Source organism: Magnetospirillum fulvum MGU-K5, from assembly GCF_000442515.1.
Lineage (GTDB): Bacteria > Pseudomonadota > Alphaproteobacteria > Rhodospirillales > Magnetospirillaceae > Phaeospirillum > Phaeospirillum fulvum_B.
Window position 1 is genome coordinate 20682 of the sequence record NZ_AQPH01000018.1, and the last position, 20970, is coordinate 41651.

General features: G+C 64.7%; 22 protein-coding genes. 10 read left to right on the forward strand and 12 right to left on the reverse strand.

The window, feature by feature from the left end:
- Nucleotides 1-126: 126 nt before the first annotated feature.
- The 7 genes from K678_RS06665 to K678_RS06695 all read left to right on the forward strand — a co-directional run bounded on the left by K678_RS06665 (nucleotide 127) and on the right by K678_RS06695 (nucleotide 6815).
- A complete protein-coding gene (locus K678_RS06665; protein WP_021131694.1) occupies nucleotides 127-1095 on the forward strand; it encodes a KpsF/GutQ family sugar-phosphate isomerase in 969 nt (322 codons plus the stop codon).
- Entirely contained in the window at nucleotides 1092-1802 is a 711-nt protein-coding gene (lptC, locus tag K678_RS06670) for an LPS export ABC transporter periplasmic protein LptC (RefSeq protein WP_021131695.1), read from the forward strand. Before K678_RS06665 ends, lptC begins: the two co-directional genes overlap by 4 nt.
- Nucleotides 1799-2749 (forward strand): LptA/OstA family protein, encoded by a 951-nt coding sequence (locus K678_RS06675; protein ID WP_021131696.1) that lies wholly within the window; start codon nucleotides 1799-1801, stop codon nucleotides 2747-2749. Before lptC ends, K678_RS06675 begins: the two co-directional genes overlap by 4 nt.
- Entirely contained in the window at nucleotides 2749-3555 is an 807-nt protein-coding gene (lptB, locus tag K678_RS06680; RefSeq protein ID WP_021131697.1) for an LPS export ABC transporter ATP-binding protein, read from the forward strand. The genes K678_RS06675 and lptB overlap by 1 nt, the downstream gene beginning before the upstream one ends.
- A 14-nt stretch (nucleotides 3556-3569) precedes the next feature.
- Nucleotides 3570-5084 carry an RNA polymerase factor sigma-54 gene (gene rpoN, locus K678_RS06685; protein WP_021131698.1) on the forward strand — a complete coding sequence of 505 codons (1515 nt, stop codon included), beginning with the start codon at nucleotides 3570-3572 and terminating at the stop codon, nucleotides 5082-5084.
- A 165-nt stretch (nucleotides 5085-5249) separates the two neighbouring features.
- Nucleotides 5250-5714, forward strand: coding sequence for a PTS IIA-like nitrogen regulatory protein PtsN (ptsN, locus tag K678_RS06690; RefSeq protein WP_021131699.1), 465 nt, complete (start codon nucleotides 5250-5252; stop codon nucleotides 5712-5714).
- Between the two features lie 189 nt (nucleotides 5715-5903).
- Complete coding sequence (locus K678_RS06695; protein WP_021131700.1) at nucleotides 5904-6815, forward strand: cation diffusion facilitator family transporter; 912 nt, start codon at nucleotides 5904-5906, stop codon at nucleotides 6813-6815.
- Here the strand turns inward: K678_RS06695 and K678_RS06700 are convergent.
- The 10 genes from K678_RS06700 to K678_RS06745 form a co-directional block, all read right to left on the reverse strand.
- Nucleotides 6812-7198, reverse strand: a complete 387-nt coding sequence (locus tag K678_RS06700) for a response regulator (protein ID WP_021131701.1) — start codon at nucleotides 7196-7198, stop codon at nucleotides 6812-6814. The two genes, K678_RS06695 and K678_RS06700, sit on opposite strands and share 4 nt — an antisense overlap.
- Nucleotides 7195-10305: an EAL domain-containing protein gene (locus tag K678_RS06705; RefSeq protein ID WP_039852295.1), complete on the reverse strand. Its 3111-nt coding sequence runs from the start codon at nucleotides 10303-10305 to the stop codon at nucleotides 7195-7197. Before K678_RS06705 ends, K678_RS06700 begins: the two co-directional genes overlap by 4 nt.
- A 58-nt stretch (nucleotides 10306-10363) precedes the next feature.
- Entirely contained in the window at nucleotides 10364-11602 is a 1239-nt protein-coding gene (locus tag K678_RS06710; protein WP_021131703.1) for a NupC/NupG family nucleoside CNT transporter, read from the reverse strand.
- Nucleotides 11603-11662: 60 nt separating this feature from the next.
- Complete coding sequence (ccmI, locus tag K678_RS06715) at nucleotides 11663-12490, reverse strand: c-type cytochrome biogenesis protein CcmI (protein ID WP_021131704.1); 828 nt, start codon at nucleotides 12488-12490, stop codon at nucleotides 11663-11665.
- Nucleotides 12487-12966, reverse strand: coding sequence for a cytochrome c-type biogenesis protein (locus K678_RS06720; RefSeq protein ID WP_021131705.1), 480 nt, complete (start codon nucleotides 12964-12966; stop codon nucleotides 12487-12489). Before K678_RS06720 ends, ccmI begins: the two co-directional genes overlap by 4 nt.
- Nucleotides 12963-13502 (reverse strand): DsbE family thiol:disulfide interchange protein, encoded by a 540-nt coding sequence (locus K678_RS06725; protein WP_021131706.1) that lies wholly within the window; start codon nucleotides 13500-13502, stop codon nucleotides 12963-12965. Before K678_RS06725 ends, K678_RS06720 begins: the two co-directional genes overlap by 4 nt.
- A gap of 16 nt (nucleotides 13503-13518) precedes the next feature.
- Nucleotides 13519-15504: a heme lyase CcmF/NrfE family subunit gene (locus K678_RS06730; protein WP_021131707.1), complete on the reverse strand. Its 1986-nt coding sequence runs from the start codon at nucleotides 15502-15504 to the stop codon at nucleotides 13519-13521.
- Between the two features lie 61 nt (nucleotides 15505-15565).
- The gene (gene ccmE / locus K678_RS06735) at nucleotides 15566-16009 is read right to left on the reverse strand and encodes a cytochrome c maturation protein CcmE (protein ID WP_021131708.1); all 444 of its coding nucleotides are present in this window, start codon (nucleotides 16007-16009) and stop codon (nucleotides 15566-15568) included.
- On the reverse strand, nucleotides 16006-16203 hold the full coding sequence (ccmD, locus tag K678_RS06740) for a heme exporter protein CcmD (RefSeq protein ID WP_021131709.1): 198 nt from the start codon (nucleotides 16201-16203) through the stop codon (nucleotides 16006-16008). Before ccmD ends, ccmE begins: the two co-directional genes overlap by 4 nt.
- Nucleotides 16204-16210: 7 nt before the next feature.
- Nucleotides 16211-16945 carry a heme ABC transporter permease gene (locus K678_RS06745; RefSeq protein WP_021131710.1) on the reverse strand — a complete coding sequence of 245 codons (735 nt, stop codon included), beginning with the start codon at nucleotides 16943-16945 and terminating at the stop codon, nucleotides 16211-16213.
- A 196-nt stretch (nucleotides 16946-17141) separates the two neighbouring features.
- Here K678_RS06745 and K678_RS06750 point away from each other — a divergent pair, with 196 nt between their 5' ends.
- From K678_RS06750 to K678_RS06760, 3 genes are all read left to right on the forward strand, one after another.
- A complete protein-coding gene (locus K678_RS06750; RefSeq protein WP_021131711.1) occupies nucleotides 17142-18542 on the forward strand; it encodes a GAF domain-containing protein in 1401 nt (466 codons plus the stop codon).
- Nucleotides 18473-18676, forward strand: coding sequence for a GAF domain-containing protein (locus tag K678_RS19725; protein WP_021131712.1), 204 nt, complete (start codon nucleotides 18473-18475; stop codon nucleotides 18674-18676). The genes K678_RS06750 and K678_RS19725 overlap by 70 nt, the downstream gene beginning before the upstream one ends.
- Nucleotides 18677-18881: 205 nt before the next feature.
- On the forward strand, nucleotides 18882-19349 hold the full coding sequence (locus K678_RS06760) for a hypothetical protein (protein WP_155804485.1): 468 nt from the start codon (nucleotides 18882-18884) through the stop codon (nucleotides 19347-19349).
- 48 nt (nucleotides 19350-19397) lie between these two features.
- On the opposite strand, the gene K678_RS18145 is transcribed toward K678_RS06760, so the two are convergent.
- Together K678_RS18145 and K678_RS06765 are read right to left on the reverse strand one after the other, a co-directional pair.
- A complete protein-coding gene (locus K678_RS18145; protein WP_021131714.1) occupies nucleotides 19398-19763 on the reverse strand; it encodes a barstar family protein in 366 nt (121 codons plus the stop codon).
- Between the two features lie 54 nt (nucleotides 19764-19817).
- Nucleotides 19818-20969, reverse strand: coding sequence for an ABC transporter substrate-binding protein (locus tag K678_RS06765; RefSeq protein ID WP_021131715.1), 1152 nt, complete (start codon nucleotides 20967-20969; stop codon nucleotides 19818-19820).
- Between the last annotated feature and the right edge of the window lies 1 nt (nucleotide 20970).

A 20970-nucleotide genomic window follows, 5' to 3' on the forward strand; every position in this document is an offset into this window, starting at 1 on the left:
CCTCGGGGAATGCAGGAAACGGACCAGATTCGCGTTTTGCCTTTCCGTCCCCCGGTGGATTCGTATAGTAGGGGGCCTTGGGCCGCCCGTCCGGCGCGACCCGGCCCCTGACTATCGGACCCAGCCATGACCGCCGCCGTCGCCTCTTCCATTGCCATCGCCCGCCGCGTGCTGACCACCGAGGCCGAGGCTTTGGGCGTCCTGGCCGAAAGCCTGGGCCATCCCTTCGACGCCGCGATTGAGGCGCTGGAGCGGGCATCGGGCCGGGTAGTGGTCACCGGCATGGGCAAAAGCGGCCATGTCGCCCGCAAGATTTCGGCGACGCTGGCCTCGACCGGCTGTCCGTCCTTTTACGTCCACCCCGCCGAGGCCAGCCATGGCGATCTGGGCATGGTCACCCGCGACGATGCGGTGGTGGCGTTGTCCAATTCGGGCGAGACGCCGGAACTGGGCGACATCATCGCCTATTGCCGCCGCTTCGACATCCCGCTGATCGGGATCACCTCGGGGGGCGACAGCACCCTGGCTCTGGCCGCCACCGTGGCGCTGGTGCTGCCCAACCACCCCGAAGCCTGTCCCAACCGCCTCGCCCCCACCACCTCGACGACGATGATGCTGGCGCTGGGCGACGCGCTCGCGATCACCCTGCTTGAGCGCAAGGGCTTTACCGCCGCCGATTTCCGCCTGTTCCATCCCGGCGGGCAGTTGGGCCGCCGTCTGCTGCGGGTCTCGGACCTGATGCATGGTGGCGAGGATTTGCCGCTGGCCGCACCCGCGGCGCCGATGAGCGAAGTCCTGTTGGTGATGACGAAAAAGAGCCTGGGCTGCGCCGGCATCGTCGATCCCGACGGGCGGCTGATCGGGATCGTCACCGATGGCGATCTGCGCCGTCACATGCGGGGGGACCTGCTGTCGCTGTCCGCCGCCGAAGTGATGAGCGCCTCTCCCAAGACGGTGCCGCCGTCGCTGCTGGCCGCCGAGGCGCTGGGGATCATGAACGCCAAGGCGATCACCAGCCTGTTCGCGGTGAATGAGGCCGGGCATCCGGTCGGCGTTCTGCATGTACACGATTGTCTGCGGGCAGGTCTGGCGTGATCGATCCGGGCGAAGCCGCCCGACGGATCCGACGGCGGCTGCGGCCGCAGCGGACTGGTCCGTTTGCCCGCTACTCCCGCTTTGTCGGGATCATGAAGATCGTGTTGCCGTCGCTGACCCTGGTGCTGCTGGCGCTACTGGTGGCCTGGCCCCGGCTGACGGTCGAGGAAAGCGGTTTCCAGATCGGGTTCGCCCGGCTGCCGTCGAAGGAGGTCGAGACCCTGGCCATGCAGAACCCGCGCTATTTCGGCATCAACGAGACCAATCGCCCCTTTGCCGTCAGCGCCGATCTGGCGACCCAGGAAAACGGCCGCAGCGACATCGTTCACCTCGACAATCCCAAGGCCGACTTCACCACGTCGAGCGGGGCCAATGTCGTGATCGAGGCGGATTCCGGTCTGTATCAGAAGGCCAGCAACACCTTGCTGCTGACCGGGAACGTCAACCTCTATCACGATTCCGGGACCGAACTGCACACCAACTCGGCAACGATCGATCTGGCCCATTCGGCGGCGCACGGCTCCGAGCCGGTCACCGGCAACGGCCCGCAAGGCCGGGTCGATGCCGCCGGATTCGACATCACCAACAAGGGGCGCACCCTGACCTTCACCGGCAAAAGCACGATGTCGTTGCGGAGCGCCGGAGCCTCTGCCAGCAAGACCAGCAAAACCGGAAAGACCCAGCCCCAGGGAGCCCCGCACCGATGAGTCCCGCGCTCCGCTTCGCCCCGTTCCTGGCCGCCGCCCTGCTGACGGCCGCCGCCCCGGCCGTCGCCCAAGGCTTCGGCATGTCCCAGGGCGGGGGCGACCAGCAGCTTCAGGTCTTTGCCGATAACGGTATCGAATGGCATTCCGAAGACCTGCGCGTCATCGCCACCGGCAACGCCCGCGCCACCCGTGGGACGATGACGGTCGATGCCGACAAGCTGACCGCCTATTACCGCCAGACCAACGGCAAGGGTGACGAGATCTGGCGGCTCGACGCCGATGGGAAGGTAACGATCCGCTCGCCCACCGATACCGCCACCGGGACCAAGGCGATCTATGACCTCGACAAGGCGGTGTTCGTGCTGAAGGGCGCGCCCGCCCGGCTGGTCACCGCCACCGACCAGTTCCAGGCCACCGAAAGCCTGGAATATTGGGAAGGGCAAAAGATGGCGGTGCTGCGCGGCGATGCCGTCGCCACCCGCGACACGCGGACGCTGAAGGCCGACGTCATCACCGCCCATTTCAAGGACAAGGCCGCCGGGCCGAGCGCTCCCCGCGCCGCCTCCCCGGCCAAAAGCGGCGGAAGTTCGACGAAAAGCAGCGGCGACAGCCTGGATTTACAACGCGCCGACGCTTATGGTCATGTCCGTCTGACCACCGCGACCGAGACCGTTACCGGCGATCGCGGCGATTACGACGCCGCCACCGAGATCGCCACCGTCACCGGCGCGGTCAAGATCGTGCGCGAGGGCGGCAACCAGTTGGAAGGCGGCTGGGCCTATGTCAATCTGAAGACCGGGATCAGCAAGCTGTTCCCCGCCCCGCCGGGAGCCGGCGGCACCACCCCGCGGGTTCAGGGTGTCTTCACTCCGAAGAAGCAGGACGAACAGGGACGGTCGGGCTTTTCCGGCCGGGTTCCCTCCAACGAGGATTTTGGCGACCGCTGATGCACACCGCACCCGACACCGATCCTGAAATCGAGAGTCCGGCCTCGCCGTCGTCGGACAGTCCCACCGTTCGCCGCCAGGGACCGAGCGGTCTGGTCGCGCGCGGCATCGGCAAACGGTTCAAGCGCCGCTCGGTGCTGCGCAACGTCTCGATCAGCGTCCAGCGGGGCGAGGCGGTCGGCCTGCTCGGCCCCAACGGCGCGGGCAAGACCACCTGCTTTTACTGCATCACCGGCCTGATCGCCCCCGATGACGGCGCGATCCTGCTCGACGATCACGACATAACCGCGCTGCCGATGTACCGCCGCGCCCGCCTCGGCATCGGCTATCTGCCCCAGGAAGCGTCGATCTTTCGCGGCCTGACCGTCGAAGGCAACATCATGGCGGTGCTGGAAGTGGTCGAGGCCGACCGCGAACGGCGCCAGCACGATCTGGAAAGCCTGCTGTCGGAATTCTCGATCGCCCATCTGCGCCACGCCCAGGCGATGGCGCTGTCGGGCGGCGAGCGTCGCCGCGTCGAAATCGCCCGCGCCCTGGCCGGGCGGCCGCATTTCATCCTGCTCGACGAACCGCTGGCCGGTATCGACCCGATCGCGGTGGCCGACATCCGCGATCTGGTGTCTCATCTGAAAGACCGCGACATCGGGGTGCTGATCACCGACCACAATGTGCGCGAGACATTGGACATCATCGACCGCGCCTACATCCTGCATGACGGGACGGTGATGATGGAAGGCAACCCCGCCGAGATCGTCGCTCACGAAGGTGTGCGCCGGGTCTATCTGGGCGAGCATTTCAGCTTGTAAGAGGGACAGAGCAGATGGCACTCGGTCCCCGCCTCGATCTCCGTCAAAGCCAGTCCCTGGTGATGACGCCGCAATTGCAGCAGGCGATCAAGCTGCTGCAATTGTCCAGCCTTGAACTGACCACCTTCATCGACCAGGAGCTGGAGCGCAATCCGCTGCTGGAGCGCGAGGAGGCCGACCGCCCGATCGAGGCGGTGGCGGTGGAACCCCGCGCCGATGCCAATGACCTGCCGGTGCTGGATTCCGCCCCGCCCGAGGCCCCGATCCTCGACGGCATGACCCCCGCCGCCGCTACCGAGGGGATGGATGTCGATGTCGACAACGTCTTCAACAATGACAGCGCGGCGGATTCGGTCGGGATGGAGGGCTATGGCCAGTGGAGCGGCAGCGGCGGCCGTCCCGATTTCGACGATGACGAATCCGGGCTCGATCAGGTCTCGGCGGGCGAAATCGGCCTGCGCGACCACCTCATTGCTCAGATCAATGTCGATATCCCCCAGCCGGGCGACCGTCTGATTGCCTTACATCTGATCGAGATGCTGGACGGGGCGGGCTATCTGACCGGCGATCTCGACGAACTGGCGGCGCGGCTGGGCTGCGCCCCCGCCCGCGTCGAAGCGGTGCTGGCCCGCGTCCAGGGCTTTGACCCGGTCGGGGTGTTCGCCCGCTCCTTAAAGGAATGCCTGGCCCTGCAATTGGCCGAGCGCAACCGGCTCGACCCGGCGATGGCGGCGATGCTCGACCATCTCGACCTGCTGGCCCGGCGCGACCTGCCCGGCCTGATGAGGGTCTGCGGCGTCGATGCCGAGGATCTGGCCGAGATGATCGGCGAGATCAAGGCGCTCGACCCCAAACCGGCGCTGCGCTTCGATCATATCGTTGCGCCCCTGGTGATCCCCGACGTGCTGATGCGCCGGGCCCAGGGTGGCGGCTGGCTGGTCGAGCTGAACTCGGACACCCTGCCCCGCGTGCTGGTCAACACCCGCTATTACACCAAGATCGCCGCCGGAGCCCGCACCAAGGACGACAAGACCTATATCAGCGAGCGGTTCCAGTCGGCCAACTGGCTGGTCAAGTCGCTCCACCAGCGCGCCACCACGATCCTGAAAGTTGCAACCGAACTGGTGCGGCAGCAGGACGCCTTTTTCCGCCTGGGCGTCAGCCATCTTCGCCCGCTGGTGCTGCGCGACATCGCCACCGCGATCTCGATGCACGAAAGCACGGTCAGTCGCGTCACCTCGAACAAATATATCGCGACGCCGCGCGGCATCTACGAAATGAAGTATTTCTTCACCCAATCGATCAATTCCGCCGATGGCGGCGACGCCCATTCCGCCGAGGCGGTGCGTCATCGAATCAAGGGATTGATCGACGCCGAAGGCAAGGATGTGCTGTCGGACGAGCGAATCGTCGAGATCCTGAAAGCGGAAAGCATCGACATTGCCCGCCGAACAGTGGCAAAGTATCGGGAGGCAATGAACATTGCCTCCTCGGTCCAGCGTCGGCGCGAAAAATCGCTGGGGATGTGACCGGGTGGCAGTCCGCTTGACTCGGACGCAAGGGGGAACTATTTTCCGCCCCTCCCCAGGGAACTCGTGGGGGCGGGGCTGTGTGCTGACCGTTGGGATCGTCCCGCGTCCGGCCTATGCCTGGGGTGCCCGCTGGGATTCGAGTCCCGCTGAATAGGTGGATTCATGGAAATCACCGACCTGATCACACCGTCTGCCGTTATTTCAAACCTGCGTGCCACGTCGAAAAAACAGGCGCTTCAGGATTTGGCGCGGCGGGCGGCCGAGATCACCGGACTGCACGAACGGGCGATCTTCGACGTCCTGCTGGAACGGGAACGACTTGGCACGACCGGTGTCGGCAATGGCATTGCCATTCCGCATGGCAAATTGCCCAGTCTTGAGCGGCTTTACGGCCTGTTCGCCCGGCTGGAACGGCCGATTCAATTCGACTCGATCGACGAACAGCCGGTCGATCTGATCTTTTTGCTGTTGGCCCCGGAATCGGCGGGTGCCGATCATCTGAAGGCCCTGGCCCGCGTCTCGCGTCTGCTGCGCGATCGGGCCGTCTGCGAAAAGCTGCGCGGCACCGATAATGCCGATGCTCTTTACGCCCTGCTGACCGAATCTCCGGCGTCGCGCGCCGCCTGACCGGCGGCGATGCGATCTTCGACTGACGCAGCAACGGTTGCGACTCTTTGACCCTTTGTCGCCATCTGCTATCCTGACCTCACCTTTGTTGAGTCGGATAGCCGGTGTCGATGAAGGGAAAGAGACTGGGTCCCGGCTGTCCGGGATCAATCCAGAGCCGAGATTCGTCAAAGCAACCGCATATCCATCATGTCCCAGACGTCCACCAAGCAGGAACAGAAGCTTCTTGCCATTTCGATTGCCGTCACCGTCCTCACCGCCATTGCCGGTGTTGCCTTCGGCCTGATCATCCAATCGCGAACCGTCATGTTCGACGCGTTCTACACCCTGATCGATTCGGTAATGACGCTGGCCGCTTTGGGCGTTTCGCGCCTGATCGCGCGGGGCGACGACCGGATGTTCCAATACGGCTACTGGCACCTTGAGCCGCTGGTCGCGCTGGTCAACGGACTGGTGCTGGCGACCGCCTGCGTCTATGCCGTGCTGGAGGGGGTGAACGGGTTGCTGTCGGGCGGACGCATCGTCGATTTCGGGCCGGGGGCGGTGTTTACCGGCATCGGTGGCGCGATCTGTCTGGCGATGTCGGCCTACATCCATATCCGCTCGGCCCACATCGAGTCCGAATTGCTGCGGATTGATGCGCGGGCCTGGCTGCTGGGCGGCGTCATCAGCCTGGGCGTCTGTATCAGCTTCGTCGTCTGCAACCTGCTGGTCGAGGCGGAATACGCCTATCTCGCGCCCTATGTCGATCCGTTCATCCTGACCCTGCTGGCGGGCTGCCTGCTGCCGATCCCGCTGCAAACGGTCTGGCGGGCCATTGGCGAGATTTTGCAGGTCGCACCGGCCGAGTTGGACCGCACCGTGCGCGAGACCGCCCGAACCGTTTCAGAGCGCCATGGCTTCGCCGCGTTCGAAAGCCACGTCATGAAAGCGGGCCGGGTCAATTTCATCGAGATCGGTCTGGTCGCCCCCTCGGGCGAGATGACCCGCAGCTTTGCCGAGCTGGATGCGATCCGCCAGGAAATCGCCGACGAGTTGGGCGGGGCCGTCCCCGGTCACTGGCTGACGGTCGATTTCACCGCCGACAAGCGGTGGATCTAAACCGCGGCCGCGCCACCGCAATAGCGGGAGACTTCATCCAGAAGCTTGCGGATCGAGATCGGCTTGGTGATGACCTGATCAAACCCTTCGTCGAGGAAACCGGCGATCGAGTCCGGATCGGCAAAGGCGGTCACCGCGACCACCGGAACCGTTCGGGTACGGTCGTCGGCGCGCAATTGCTTCAGCAGATCGACCCCCGAATGCTTGGGCAATTGGATATCCATCAAAATCAGATTGGCCTTGGCCGTCGAAGCGAGATCGACCAACCCGTCTCCATCCAACGATTTGACGGTACGAAAGCCGGCGATCCCCAACGCCTGCTCCAGCAATTTCATGTTCATCGCATTATCTTCGACGATGACAATGGTCCCCGGCATGGTCATCCCCCTTCCTGCACCAGGGATAGCCGCGACCCGACCGGCCCCCGACCGCCATTGGCTCCGTAACGGGCGACGAAGGCGGTAAATTCAGCGGACGGCAACGGCCGCTCGATCAGATATCCCTGTATTTCGTTGCAGCCATGGCTGGCCAGCATCGCCGCCTGCGCCTCGGTTTCGACCCCTTCGGCGATCGTCTTCATCCCCAGTGAATGGGCCAGCGAGATGATGGCGTTGGCAATGGCACGTCCGTCTTTGTCCTGATCGAGATCGCTGACGAAGGTGCGGTCGATCTTGACGGTATTGACCGGGAAGCGCTTCAGATAGGCCAGCGACGAATAGCCGGTACCGAAATCGTCGATCGACAACGTGACGCCGAGCCGAGCCAGGGCCCGCAAAATCTTCAGCGTCGCCTCGCCGTCGGCCATCAGCATGCTTTCGGTCAATTCCAGGTCGAGTTGGGCGGAATTGACCCCGGTATCGGCAATTGCGTCGGCAACCAGATCGGCCAGATCGGCCTCGCGGAACTGGCGGCCCGAGATGTTCACCCCCATCCGCAGTCCGTGCAGACCGAGATCATCCCAATGCCGCAACTGGCGGCAGGCGCTTTGCAGCACCCAGGTTCCAATCGGGACGATCAGCCCGGTTTCCTCGGCCACCGGAATGAACTTGTCGGGGGTGATGATCCCCAGTTCGGGGTGACGCCAGCGGATCAGCGCCTCGGCACCGACCAGACGGAAATCGATCAGACGGACCTGGGGCTGGAAGAACAGCTCGAACTGATCGGCCTTCAGCGCCGCCTTCATCGAGCGTTCAAGCGTCAGCCGCTCGGTCACCTTGAACGACATCGCCGCATCGAAGAAGCCCAGCCGCGAATCTTCCAGCCGCTTGACCGAATGCAGCGCCACCTCGGCGTTACGCAGCAGGTCGAAAGCGTCCTCGCCATCGCGGGGATAGACCGAAACACCGATATCGGCCCCGATCGTCAGTTCGGTTCCCTGGATCATGTAGGGGCGGTTCAGCGCCTCGCGAATCCGCTCGACCCCGGCCGAGACCTCGCCCGCATCGCGCAATTGCGGCAGCACCACCGCGAATTCGTCTCCGGCCAACCGGGCGGCGGTGCCATCCGGCCCGGTGTTCTGAGCCAGCCGCCGCGCCGTTTCGCGCAGCACCAGATTACCGGATTCATGCCCCAGCGAATCGTTGATGGTGGTAAAGCCGTCGAGATCGACCGTCACCACCGCAACCATCCGTGAACTGTCGTGGGCGCGGGACACGGCCAGTCCCAGCCGCTCGGCCAGCCCGGTGCGGTTGGGCAGATCGGTCAGCGGGTCGTGGTTGGCCAGATAATCGACCCGCTGGGCCAGTTGCTTGTTCTCGGACAGATCGCGCAGCGTTCCGGTGAACAGCCGACGCTTTTCCACCCGCAATTCCGAGACCGACATGTGGACGGGGAACGCGGTGCCGTCCTTGCGCCGCCCCACCGCCTCGGCTCCCACCACCGCACCGAAGCTGCGCGACAGGTAATCATGGATCGCCACGGTCAGGCGGCTGGCATCCAGTTCGGGCAGCAGCAGCGAGACGTGCGAGCCGACCACTTCGGTCAGCGAATAGCCAAAAATCCGTTCGACCGACAGGTTGGCGTTGAGCAGGGTGCCTTCCTCGTCGATGGTGACGATCCCGTCCATCACCGTGTCCATGATGGCGCGGATGCGGTGTTCGCGCGCTGCCACCGCCCGCATCGCCGCCGTCACCTCGGTGGTGTCGCGGCCGACCAGCAGCACGGCGGTATGACCTTCACGCCGCAGCGGCACCGCCGACAATTCGACGTCGCGGACCCGCCCGGCAAAGGTCACCACCTTGACCGGCATCGGATGGCCTTCCTCGCACAGCACATCCAGGCCGGATTCGAACATCGCCCGGTAATCGACATGGACGAACTCGACGAAGCGCCGCCCCTCGCACGACGACGGGGCCGGAGCCCGCAACATCCCCAGCCCGGCGGCGTTGATGCGGCGGATCACCCCGTCAACGCAGACGCAAATCAGATCGGGCGACAGTTCGACCAGATCGCGGTAGGACGCCTGATCCTTCAACAGCGCGGTTTCCAGCATCGAAACGTCGGTGATGCGGTCGATCAGCTTGAGAATCTGGGTGCCGGAGCGATAGATCGTCTCGGCATAATCGCGATAGCCGGGCTGGTCGAGCGGCCCCAGCATCTCGGTCGAGATCATTTCGGCAAAGCCGATGACGTCGTTCAGCGGCGTGCGGATATCGCGGCTCATCCGGCCCATGAACTCGGTCTTGGCCCGGTTGGCGACGTCGGCTTCGTCCTTGGCCTCGGCCAGCTTGGCGGCGGCGGCGCGCTCGGCGGTGCTGTCGTGGGAGAACAGGGCGCAGCGGTGCTGGCCCGGCACCTCGCCCGCGACGGCGCGCAGGCGGTTGGCGAACCAGTGCAGGCCGTCGGTATCCTCGAACTCGACCGTCTCGCCGCTGTTCAGCGCCTCGGCCAGATAGGCGCGGCGGTGAGCGACCAGACTGTCCGGCAGCAGGTCGAACAGCGACACCCCGATCAACTGCTCGAGCGGACGGCCAAGATAGCCTTCGGCCACCGCGTTCAGGGTCAGAATCCGCCCCTCGCTGTCGAGCAGCATCGCGACATCATGGCTGGCATCAAGCAGGGCCTGCGAGGTGCGATGCGAAGCCTCCAGCGCGCTTTGCGATTGCTGGCGTTCGATCGCATGGCGGATCACCCGGGGCAGCATCGTCAGACCGGCATCGGATTTGACGATGTAATCCTGCGCCCCGGCGCGGATCGCTTCCTGGGCGACCCGCTCGTCATCCAGCCCGGTCAGCACCACAAGCGCCTTGCTCGGCGCCTGGGTCCGCAACGCCAGGACGGATTCGATTCCCTGGGCGTCGGGCAGGCCAAGATCGGACAACAGACAATCAAAGCGGTCGAACGGTGCCAGGGTCAGCGCCTCGGCCAGGCAGGAACAAGAGCTGACCGACCAGTCCGGCATCGCATCGGCCAAAGCGATTTCTATCAACCGCCGGTCGCCGGGGTTATCTTCGATGATCAGTAATTGAGTCGAATCGTCACCTTGGCTCATGGTTTTGAAACGATGCCGGATTCGGCCGGTCTTGTAAACGTCCGGCATATGCGCAGTGTCAGAGCAGCAAACCGACCACGGCCCCCGTGATACAACTTGCAAGTGTACCCGACACGATCGACTGAGTGCCCAACCCGACGATTTCGGCGCGCCGCGACGGGGCCATCACCGTCAATCCGGCGATCAGAATGCCGAGCGATCCCAGATTGGCAAAGCCGCACAGGCCATAGGTCATAATCAGCCGCGAGCGGTCCGACAGCGCCCCTTCGGGCAGGTGGGCCAGTTGGAGATAGGCCAGCAATTCGTTCAGTACCGTCTTGGTCCCCATCAGGCTTCCGGCGGTGACCATCTCGGACGAGGGAATCCCCATCATCCACGCCACCGGGGCCATCACCCAGCCCAGCACCCGTTGCAGCGACAGCGGCTCACCCCACACCAGCGGCAAATGAGCCAGAACCCCGTTGGCGAGACTGACCAGAGCGACCAGAACCACCAGCATCGAGCAGATGCCAACCAGCAGCCGCACACCGTCCAGGGTGCCTTGCACCACCGCATCCATCGCCCCACCGCCGGGATGGGCGTCGGTCAGGCTGGCGGCGCCGGTGCGGGACTCGTCGGGGATCATGATCTTGCCGACCATGATCGCGGCGGGGACCGAAATCAGCGAGGCGGTCAGCAGATGGCCAATTGGATCGGGGATCACCCCTTTCAGAAAGGTCGCGTACAGCACCATCACCGTCCCGGCGATCGTCGACATTCCGGTCGTCATCACCAGGAACAGCTCGCCCCGCGACAATGAAGCGATATAGGGGCGGATCAGCAGCGGCGCTTCGATCATCCCAAGGAAGGCCGTGGCCGAGGCCGAAACCCCGACCGCGCCGCCGACCCCAAGCGCGCGTTCCAGCAGCCGCGAGATCGACCGCACCACCAGCGGCAAAATCCGCCAGTGATAGAGCAGCGCCGACAACGCGCTGATCACCAGCACCATCGGCAGGGCCTGGAACGCCAGCACGAACCCGGCGCTGGGATCGGTGATGCTCCACGGCGCCGGACCACCGCCGACATAGCCAAACACAAAGGCGGTCCCGGCCAGCGTCGCCGCTTGCAGCGCATCGACCGCTTCGTTCAGTGCCAGGAACAGGCTTTTCACCGCCGGAACCTTCAGCAACAGCAGGGCCAGACCGATCTGGACGGCAAGCCCGACCGCGATCAGACGCAGCGGAATCTGCCTGCGCTTTTCCGACAAAAGAATGGCAATAATGATCAGCCCGGCAAGGCCCGCGAGGCTTTGCAGCATAAAGAGTTCCCCCACTTTAACGTCAGATACGCGGGCCCGGCCCCCGTCGGAAATCCCCGCTTATTTCAGGCGTTCGAGTTGCTTCTCGACCTCGACCCGGTCGGACGATCCGGCCGGAAGCAAGGTGACGAGATGCGACAACATCGACTTCGCCTGTTCGGAATGCCCGGCGGCCAGTTCGGCCTGGGCAACGAAATAAAGGGCATCGGGCTGATCGGGTTCGTGCGCCAGCACCTGACGCAGCAGATCGACCGCCTCGGGCACCGGGCCTTGCCCTTCCTCGATCAGAATCGCGGCCAGTTCGATCCGCGGCTCGACCGCCTCTGGCAACAGCGGAATCGCCTTGCGATAAGAGTCCTTGGCCGCCTCGGTGCGGCCGATCGCCCGCTGCGACCGGGCCAGCATCGCCCAATTCTTGCCGTCGGACGGATTGGCCTTCAGCTTTTCCTCCAGCCGCGCCACCGTCGTTTCGATCATCGCAACCTGGCTGCGGATTTCGGCAATCTCGGCGGCGCGCTCGGCATAAGGCTGATCGGGCAGGTTGGGCGAGCCCATCAGGGCATACAGCCCAAAGGACAACAGCGGCAGACCCAGCGCGATCAGCCAGGACGGCCAGCCGCCGCTCCGCTCGGCCCCGGCGGCAATCGCGGCGGCACCGCTCTCGCTCGAGGTCAGCATCCGCCGCTTGATCTCGGTGCGGGCGGCCTCGGCCTGATCGGGCGACAGCAACCCACGCTCGATATCGCGGCTGATCTCGTCGAGTTGATCGCGATAGACCGCCATGTCGTAGGCCGCGCGCGACGAGGCAGCGGCGGCGGGACGCAGCAATGGCAGCAGCAGCCCCAGCATCGCCAGCGCGGTCAGTCCACCGAACAGGACCCAGATCATTGGCCGGTCTCCTTCAATAGCCGGTCAAGACGGCGCTGTTCCTCAGGGCTGAGCGGCACTTCGACCGCGGGCGTAACTGTGGTGCGACGGCGACGGCGATAGAACAGCGCCACCGTCGCCGCCGCGCCCAGCAACAAAACCGGCGGCCCCAGCCACAACGCCAGGGTCGAGGATTTGAACGGCGGCTTCAACAGGACGTAATCGCCATAGCGCTCGACCAGAAAGCGGCGAACATCGTTATCGCTGTCGCCCAGGTCGATTCGCTCGCGGACGATCAGGCGCAGATCGCGGGCCAGATCGGCGTCGGAATCGTCAATCGACTGGTTCTGGCAGACCATGCAGCGCAATTCGCGGCCCAATTCGCGGGCGCGGGCTTCCTTGGCCGGGTCCTTCAGCATTTCGTCGGGATTGACCGCCCAGGCGGGACTCGCCATGCCAAGACCGAGCAGCAGGGCGCACAGGGCAAGGTGCCTCATTTTTCCAACTCCCGGATGATCGGCAGCAAGGTCTTGCGCCAGTTTTCGGGGGTGATCGGGCCGACATGCTTATAACGGATGATGCCGTTGCGATCGACGATGAAGCTTTCCGGCGCGCCGGTGACGCCGAAATCGACGGCGGTGCGGCCGGGGGCGGGATCGCTCCCAACCCGCTGATAGGGATCGCCGTGCTTCTTCAGCCACGCCGCTCCCTGCTCGGGATCGTCACGCCAGTCGATGCCGTGGATCGGCACGTCGCTCTGCTGCTTCAACGCCATCAGGGTCGGGTGCTCCTGAACGCAGGCAATGCACCACGAGCCATAGATATTGACCACCGAGACCCGGCCTTTGAGGTCGGCGGTCGAGAGCCCGGTGTCGGCCCCGCGACCGGGCAGCGGAGCCAGCGCCATTTCGGGCACCGGGCGGTCGATCAGAACCGAGGGGATCTGGCGCGGGTCCATCGTCAGTCCCTTGAGGAACAGAGCGGTGAGGCCGACGAAGATCAGAACCGGCAGCAGATAGAGAACACGGCGCATCGGCAGCCCCCTTTGGTTACGCGGCGATCGAGCGGCTGGCGCGGGCCGGAGCCCCGATCCGGTGACGCCGGTCGGCCAGACTGATCAGACCGCCCAGCATCAGCAGCAGACCACCGGCCCACAGCCAGGGAATGCAGGGATTGAAGTAGAGCCGGGTGACATAGCCGGTCTCGGCTCCCTCCTTGCCGTCGGGGTCGCCGATCACGACGTACAGATCGCCGGTGATGCCCGAGCGGATCGCCGCCGTGGTGATCGGACGAGGCGGATTGCGATAGGCCCGCTTCTCCGGATGCATCTGGTCGATCACCGTGCCGTTCCGCGCGATCTCGAAGGTGGCGCGGCGGGCGATGTAATTGGGTCCGGGCACCGGCTCGACCCCTTTCAGGGTGACCTGATATCCGGCGATCGTGATCGTCTCGCCGATCTTCTGGGTCTGGACCTTTTCGGTGGTCCAGGCCGACGAGGCGGTCAGGCCGACAATGAACACCGCCAGCCCGAAATGGGCGACCATCATCCCCCAGGTCGAGCGCGGCAGGGCAAAGGCGCGGAACGGCGCCTGGACCGGGGCCTGGAACAGACGGATGCGATCGGCCAGATCGGCCAGCGTGCCCAGACCCAGCCAGGCGGCCAGACCCAGACCGGCGGCGCTCCACCACGGACCGGCGGCCCCGCCCTGAAGCTGCCACGTCGCCGCCGCGACCAGCACCGAAATCACCGCGACGATCTTCAGCCGCCCCAGCACGCCGGGCAGATCGCCGCGCTTCCACGACATCATCGGGGCGAGCGCCATCACCAGCACCATCGGCACCATCAGCGGCAGGAACACCGAATTGAAGAAGGGCGGGCCGACCGAAACCTTGCCGAGGTCAAAAGCATCGGCGATCAGCGGATAAAGGGTGCCCAGCAGCACCGTCGCCGCCCCGGTCGACATCAGCACGTTATTGAACAGCAGCGATCCCTCGCGCGAGATCGGCGAGAACAGTCCGCCCAGCTTCATCGAGGGAGCCCGGGCGGCATAGAGAGCCAGCGAGCCGCCGACCGCGATCACCAGCAGCAACAGGATGAACACGCCGCGCGCCGGATCGGTGGCGAAGGCATGAACCGAGGTCAGAACGCCCGAGCGGACCAGGAAGGTCCCCAGCAGCGAGAAGCCAAAGGTGATGATCGCCAGCAGGATCGTCCAGCTTTTCAGCGCGTCGCGCTTTTCGACGACAATCGCCGAATGCAGCAAGGCGGTTCCGGCCAGCCACGGCATGAACGAGGCGTTTTCAACCGGGTCCCAATACCACCAGCCGCCCCAGCCCAGCGTGTAATAGGCCCACCACGACCCCAGCACGATCCCACCGGTCAGCAGCACCCAGGCGGCCAGCGTCCACGGCCGCACCCAGCGCGCCCAGGCGGCATCGACCCGTCCTTCGAGCAAGGCGGCGATGGCAAACGAGAAGGCCATCGAGAAGCCGACATAGCCGAGATAGAGCATCGGCGGATGGAGGGCGAGACCGGGGTCCTGCAACATCGGATTGAGGCCGTTGCCGTCGAACGGCGGCGGATCGACCCGCTGGAACGGATTTGAGGTCAGCAGCAGGAACAGCAGAAAGCCGATCGAAATCATCGCCTGAACCGCCAGCGCGCGGGCCTTCAGCCCCGGCGGCAGATTCCGGCCGAACAGGGTGACCGCCAGCCCGAACAGGGCCAGGATCGTCACCCACAGCAGCAGCGAGCCTTCGTGATTGCCCCACACGCCGGCGATTTTATACAGCAGCGGCTTTTCGGTGTGGCTGTTGCTGGCGACGTTCATCAGCGAAAAGTCGCTGGTGATATAGCCATGGGTCAGCGCCGCAAAGGCGATGGCGATGAACAGGAATTGCAGGACGGTGGCCGGTCCGGCCACGGCCATCCAGGCCATCTTGCCGCGCCGGGCACCAGCCAGCGGCACCGATGCCTGGATGATGGCGACGGCCAGGGCCAGCACCAGGGCGAAATGGCCGGTTTCGGCGATCATCGGGCGTTAGTCCTTTCGTCGGAAACGTCGCATCGGAAGCAGGAGGTTCAGACCCCGCCGCTCACTTCGCCTGGGGGTCTTCCTTCCACTGCCCGGACTTTTTCAGGGCATCGGCGACGTCTTTCGGCATGTATTTCTCGTCGTGCTTGGCGAGAACCTCGGCGGCCAGGAACGTGCCATCGCCGCCCATCTTGCCTTCGACCACCACGCCCTGGCCCTCGCGGAACAGGTCGGGCAGAATCCCGGCATAGGTCACCGGAAGGGTGTGGACGAGATCGGTGACGACGAAGGTTACGCTTTTGCCGTCGCGAATGACGCTGTGATCCTGGACCAGTCCGCCGATTCGCATCCGCCGCCCCTCGGGCTGCGGCTTCGAGACCAGATCGCTCGGCGTATAGAAATAGACCAGCGAATCCGAAATCGCGGTCAGAACCAGGGTGGCGGCAGCGCCCAGCGCCAGCAGGCCAAGCAGAACGAAATAGAGGCGGCGCTGCTTGCGGGTCATGGCCCGGCTCCCGCCGCACCGCCGCGACGGTCACGCCGCGGCCCCTGAAGCTGTTCCAGTTCGGCTTCGCGGCGGCGCACCTGCCGCAACGAGATCACCAGAACGGCGGTCAACACCACCACCGAAAGACCGTAGGCGGGCCAGACATAACCGGCATAGCCACCCATGGCGAAGAGGGCGTGCAGGGACTCCATGTGTCGGTCACTCCCCTCGGGATGAAGCGTGAACCTGAGCAAGGCGCAGGACGCGGATTTTCTGGGCGGCGATTTCGGCGCGACCGCGCAACAGCAGAACGGTGACCCAATACGCCTTGAAGCCAAAGGCCATCAGCAGCAGCGGCAACAACATGCTGGGATCGATCGCCGGACCGCCCATCTTCACCACGCTGGCGGGCTGGTGCAGGGTGTTCCACCAATCGACCGAAAATTTGATGACGGGAATGTTGACCGCGCCGACCAGGGCCAGGATCGCCCCGGCCTTCGAGCCGCGCTCGGGATCGTCGAAGGCGTCGATCAGCGCCATATAGCCGAGATAGAGGAACAGCAGGATCAACATGCTGGTCAGCCGGGCGTCCCACACCCACCACGTCCCCCACATCGGCTTGCCCCACAGCGAGCCGGTGACGAGACAGAGCAGGGTGAAGGCGGCCCCGACCGGAGCGGTCGCGCGGGCCAGCAGATCGGCCAGCGGATGTTTCCAGATCAGCGCCATCGCGCTGAACACCGCCATCGCGACATAACAGACCATGCCCATCCAGGCCGACGGCACATGGACGTACATGATCCTCATGCTGTCGCCTTGCTGATAATCGGCGGGCGAACCGACCAGGGCGAACCACAGGCCGGAACCGAGGAGCAGAACGGCGAGTCCCGACGAATACGGCAGGATCGCCTTGGCCAGACGCAGGAAGCGGGCGGGATTGGCGTAGCGGTGCATGGGCCTACTTCTAACGAGGTTTGCCCGCCATTTCCAGAGGAGACGGAGGCCAAGGGCCAAAGGGCATGACGCCCGCGCCCAATCGCCCAGACTCATTACGGCCGGATCGTGCTTTTCCGTTCTTTCCAGCCGTCGCTTCATGCTATTGGGATAAGACGAAAAGGCAAACTGCTCCCGGTTTTCCCTGGAGAGTGACATGGTCGGCGACGGATCGAGTCTGGACCAAGCCCTGCGTTCGTGCGAGAGCGAACTTCTCCACCTGTCCGGGCAGATTCAGCCCCATGGCTTTTTGCTGGCGGTTCGCGACAGCGACGAGATCGTCACCCATGTCAGCCGCAACACCGCCTCTGTTCTGGGCGAGCCGCCCGAAGCATTCCTGGGCCGCCCCGTCCCCACCACCCTGCTGTGGCAATCACTGGCCGATCTGCGCGCCGCCGCAACCGAAGCCCTGAGCGGCCTGCCCGCCTTGTTCCCCAATGTCACCTCGATCGGCGGCAAACCGTGGGATTTGGCGGTCTCACGCACGGCCGAGGGATGTTTGCTTGAATTCGAGCCGGGCGGCCCGGCCCCTCCCAGCGTCACCCCCTGGATGAACGAAAGCCTGCGGCTGCTGCGCGTCCCCTCCGGTCCCGGCCAGCCCGACGCCAATTTCCGTCGCCTTGCCGAGATCGTCAGCCACCTGACCGGCTTTGGCCGGGTGCTGGTCTATCGCTTCGATGACGATTGGAGCGGCGAGGTGGTGGCCGAGGTGCTGGCCCTGCCGCTCGACAGCTATCTCGGGCTGCGCTTTCCCTCTGGCGACATTCCGGCCAATGCCCGCGCCCTGTATAGCCGCACTCGCCAGCGCTTCATCTTCGATGCCGAAGCCGCTCCCGTCGATGTGATCGGCCTTGAGGCCAACCAGACGCCACTCGATCAGGGGCCGGGAACGCTGCGCAGCGTCTCGCCGCTCCATCTCCAATATCTGCACAACATGAAGGTGCGGTCGTCCTTTTCCGCCTCGGTGATCGTCAAGGGCAAATTGTGGGGGATGGTCGCCTGCCACCATCCCGCGTTGCTGCCGCTGCCCTTGCCGGTGCGCGATCAGGTGGCGCGGGTGGTGCGTGATTTCGCCGTCGGCTACCTTGCCTTTGTCGCGGGCGAGCATCTGCGCTTCGTCGACGGCATCGACCGCGCCATCGTCGCATTGCTCGGCCCGCTTGGGCCGACGGCACAGGAAAGCGTGATCGACCGGCTGCATAATCGTGCCCCCGATTTCCTGCGGCTGGTCGGCGCGGATTCGGCGGCGGTGATGCTGGGCGACCGGGTCGAATTGATCGGCGACGGCCCCACCGCCGCCGAAGCGATCGAAATCGACCGCTGGTTTGTTGCGACCAACCCGCGCGGCTTTGTCTCGACCGCCTGCCTGTCGTCGTTGTTCCCGGCGGCCAGCGAGATGCAGGATTGCGCCAGCGGCTTGATCGGCCTGCGCGTCCCCCCCGGCAAGGCCAGGGATTCGATCTGCGCGTGTTGTGGTTCCGCCGCGAATTGCCCCGTCAAGTCCGCTGGGCCGGGAACCCGGTCAAGACCGCACCCTACAACGGGGCCGGGCCGCTGACGCCGCGCCATTCGTTCGACGTCTGGACCGAATTGGCCCATGGCCGCTCCAAGCCCTGGACCCTGGCCGATCTGCTAGCGGCGAAGACCTTCCGCGCCACCGTGTTCGGCCAGAAGAGCCTGCGCTGGGTGTAGCCTGCTGACCAGCTAGGGGTTTTTTCTCGGGAAGACGGGTTTCTCCAACCAGCGGTCCGGCGTATGATGCGCCTCGGTATCTCCGTCATGGACCCTAATTCTGATGATATTCGCCCCGGCATCCTCTGCGGCAGCTCCTTTGGCGTGCGCGCGGACAGCCCCCCGGCTCGGGATCGTCCTGGCGGTTTTCCTGTGCCTGTCGACGATGGGTTGCGTCGAAACCTTTCCCCGCGCCGAGTCCGACGACACCGGGCTGGAGGTCGTCTTCGACACCACCCGCGTCTCTGACTTCATCCGCCAGACCGAAGAAGGGCACAACGTCTCGCAATTCTCGTTGGGCTGGTTCATCGACACCCTGTTGATCGACATCGCCTCACGCGACGAGGACCTGTTCCGTCATTTCCATCGCGACGGATTGATGATGTCGAGCTACCTGCAAACGACGTTTCAAAACCATCCCGATCAGGAAATCGCCACCCTTGACCGGATGGCCGAGGACGGGAACCAGACGTTGCGGCTGGTGGCACGGCACGCCCTGGGCGCGCTGACCCACATCCCCAACAGCCGCGATCCCCAGGAGGTGCAGGCGGAGGAACGCCGCCTGCTGCTGGCCGAACTGATCGCCCTGCGCGAGATGCAGGAGCAAGCCCAGGACGAGTTCTCCTCGCGCTGACGGATACGTTCCGCCGACCGGAAAGGGACTCTTCCGCAGTGAAGCGGATCACTCCGATCGACGATCAGCCTTAAAATTCATCATTTCTTTTGGCAATATGATGGAAATTACTTTTTCACCATCTTTTTCGTGATCCAACATTGCCCCATCCAATATTGAAATATATATCGACATATCATGATTTGACAGCCTCGGCATTGCATCATGACAGATGATGACTTTTCTTTCCCTTATCCAACTCAGATCGCGCAGACATTCATCCAAGGCATCCCAATTGAACCCAAAATAACCGGGAAACCACAATCCATAATACATGCACTGAAAGAGGTCTGATTTATCCAAAACTTCAGGCCTCATCCGAAACAAAAAACAGTCATGAACCGCACCGGGTTCTTCAAATATAAATCTGTTCATTCCAGATTAACTCCAAGAATGATCTGAGAGCCTCGATCAATCTGATTACAGATGTTACCCACCGGAAGCCGGAACGAGGCGAGGCAGCCGGTCCTGCACCTCGCCCACGCGGTCGAAGCGGTAAAGCCCTGCCGCCCCCTCCCAACCTTGCATCCGGCGCAGGGCAAAAGCCAGCTCAAGCGGCTCGGCCGAGCCGGTGAGCCGGATCGCCTCGGCCAATAGGCGCAGCGCGTCATAGCCCTGGGCGGCCGCTTCGTCGGGGTCTGTGCCGAAGCGGGCGCGGAACCGCGCGACAAAGTCGCAATTGGCCGCAAACGGCGCGGTCGCATCGTAGAATTGAGGAACAATCACCCGCTCCAACGCCGACCCGGCCAGCGTGGTCAGACGGTTCGACGGCGCAGCCGCGACCAGGATCGGTACACTCACCCCCGCCTGCTCGGCCCGGCGCAGGAAGTCGGCGATGTCGGACGTCGGCCCGGCGATCACGATCAGGTCGGCCTCGATCGTGCGCAACCGCTCGGCCGGAACGCGGAAATCGGCCCGTCCGCTCAGATAGGGCCATTGCCAGACCGCCCGCCCTCCCTGGCCGCTCTGGCCGCTCTGGGCGATCAGAAACGCGGCGACGAGCTCTTTGCCCGGACCGTCCTCATCCCACAGCAGCGCGAGGCGGAGCGGTGCCTCTCCCCGCGATGCGGCCACGGCAAGGCCACGGGCGAACGCCGTCTGTGACGGCGCGGTCCGGATCGCATAGCCTCCCTCTCCCGCCACCGGATCGGGATTGCCCGGCCAGACGAACAGATGCAGCAGGCGGCTTCGGGCCAGGATCGGCGCGGCACGACGGGCCAGCCGGATGTCGTCATAACCGATCACGGCCGACATCGTCGGCGTGTCGGCGAAATCAAGGGCGATCCGCCGCGCCTCTGCCCAGGTGCCGGAATCGTCGCGCAGATCAAGACGGATCGGCCGCCCGCCCGCCAGACCGCCCTGATTGATCTCGTCCTGAGCCAGCCGCAACCCGTCTTCCATCCCGTCGCGGCGCCGCGCGAACGGCCAACTGACCCCGACCAGCACTTCCTCCGGCGGATCGGCAAGCGTTGCGGCACGGCGCTCACCCATCTCCTCCAGCGAACGCCATTGCGGCGCCAGACTGACGATCGCCGCCAGGATCAGCCCAGCCAGCGCCACCCAGCGGAGCCGATCGGCCATC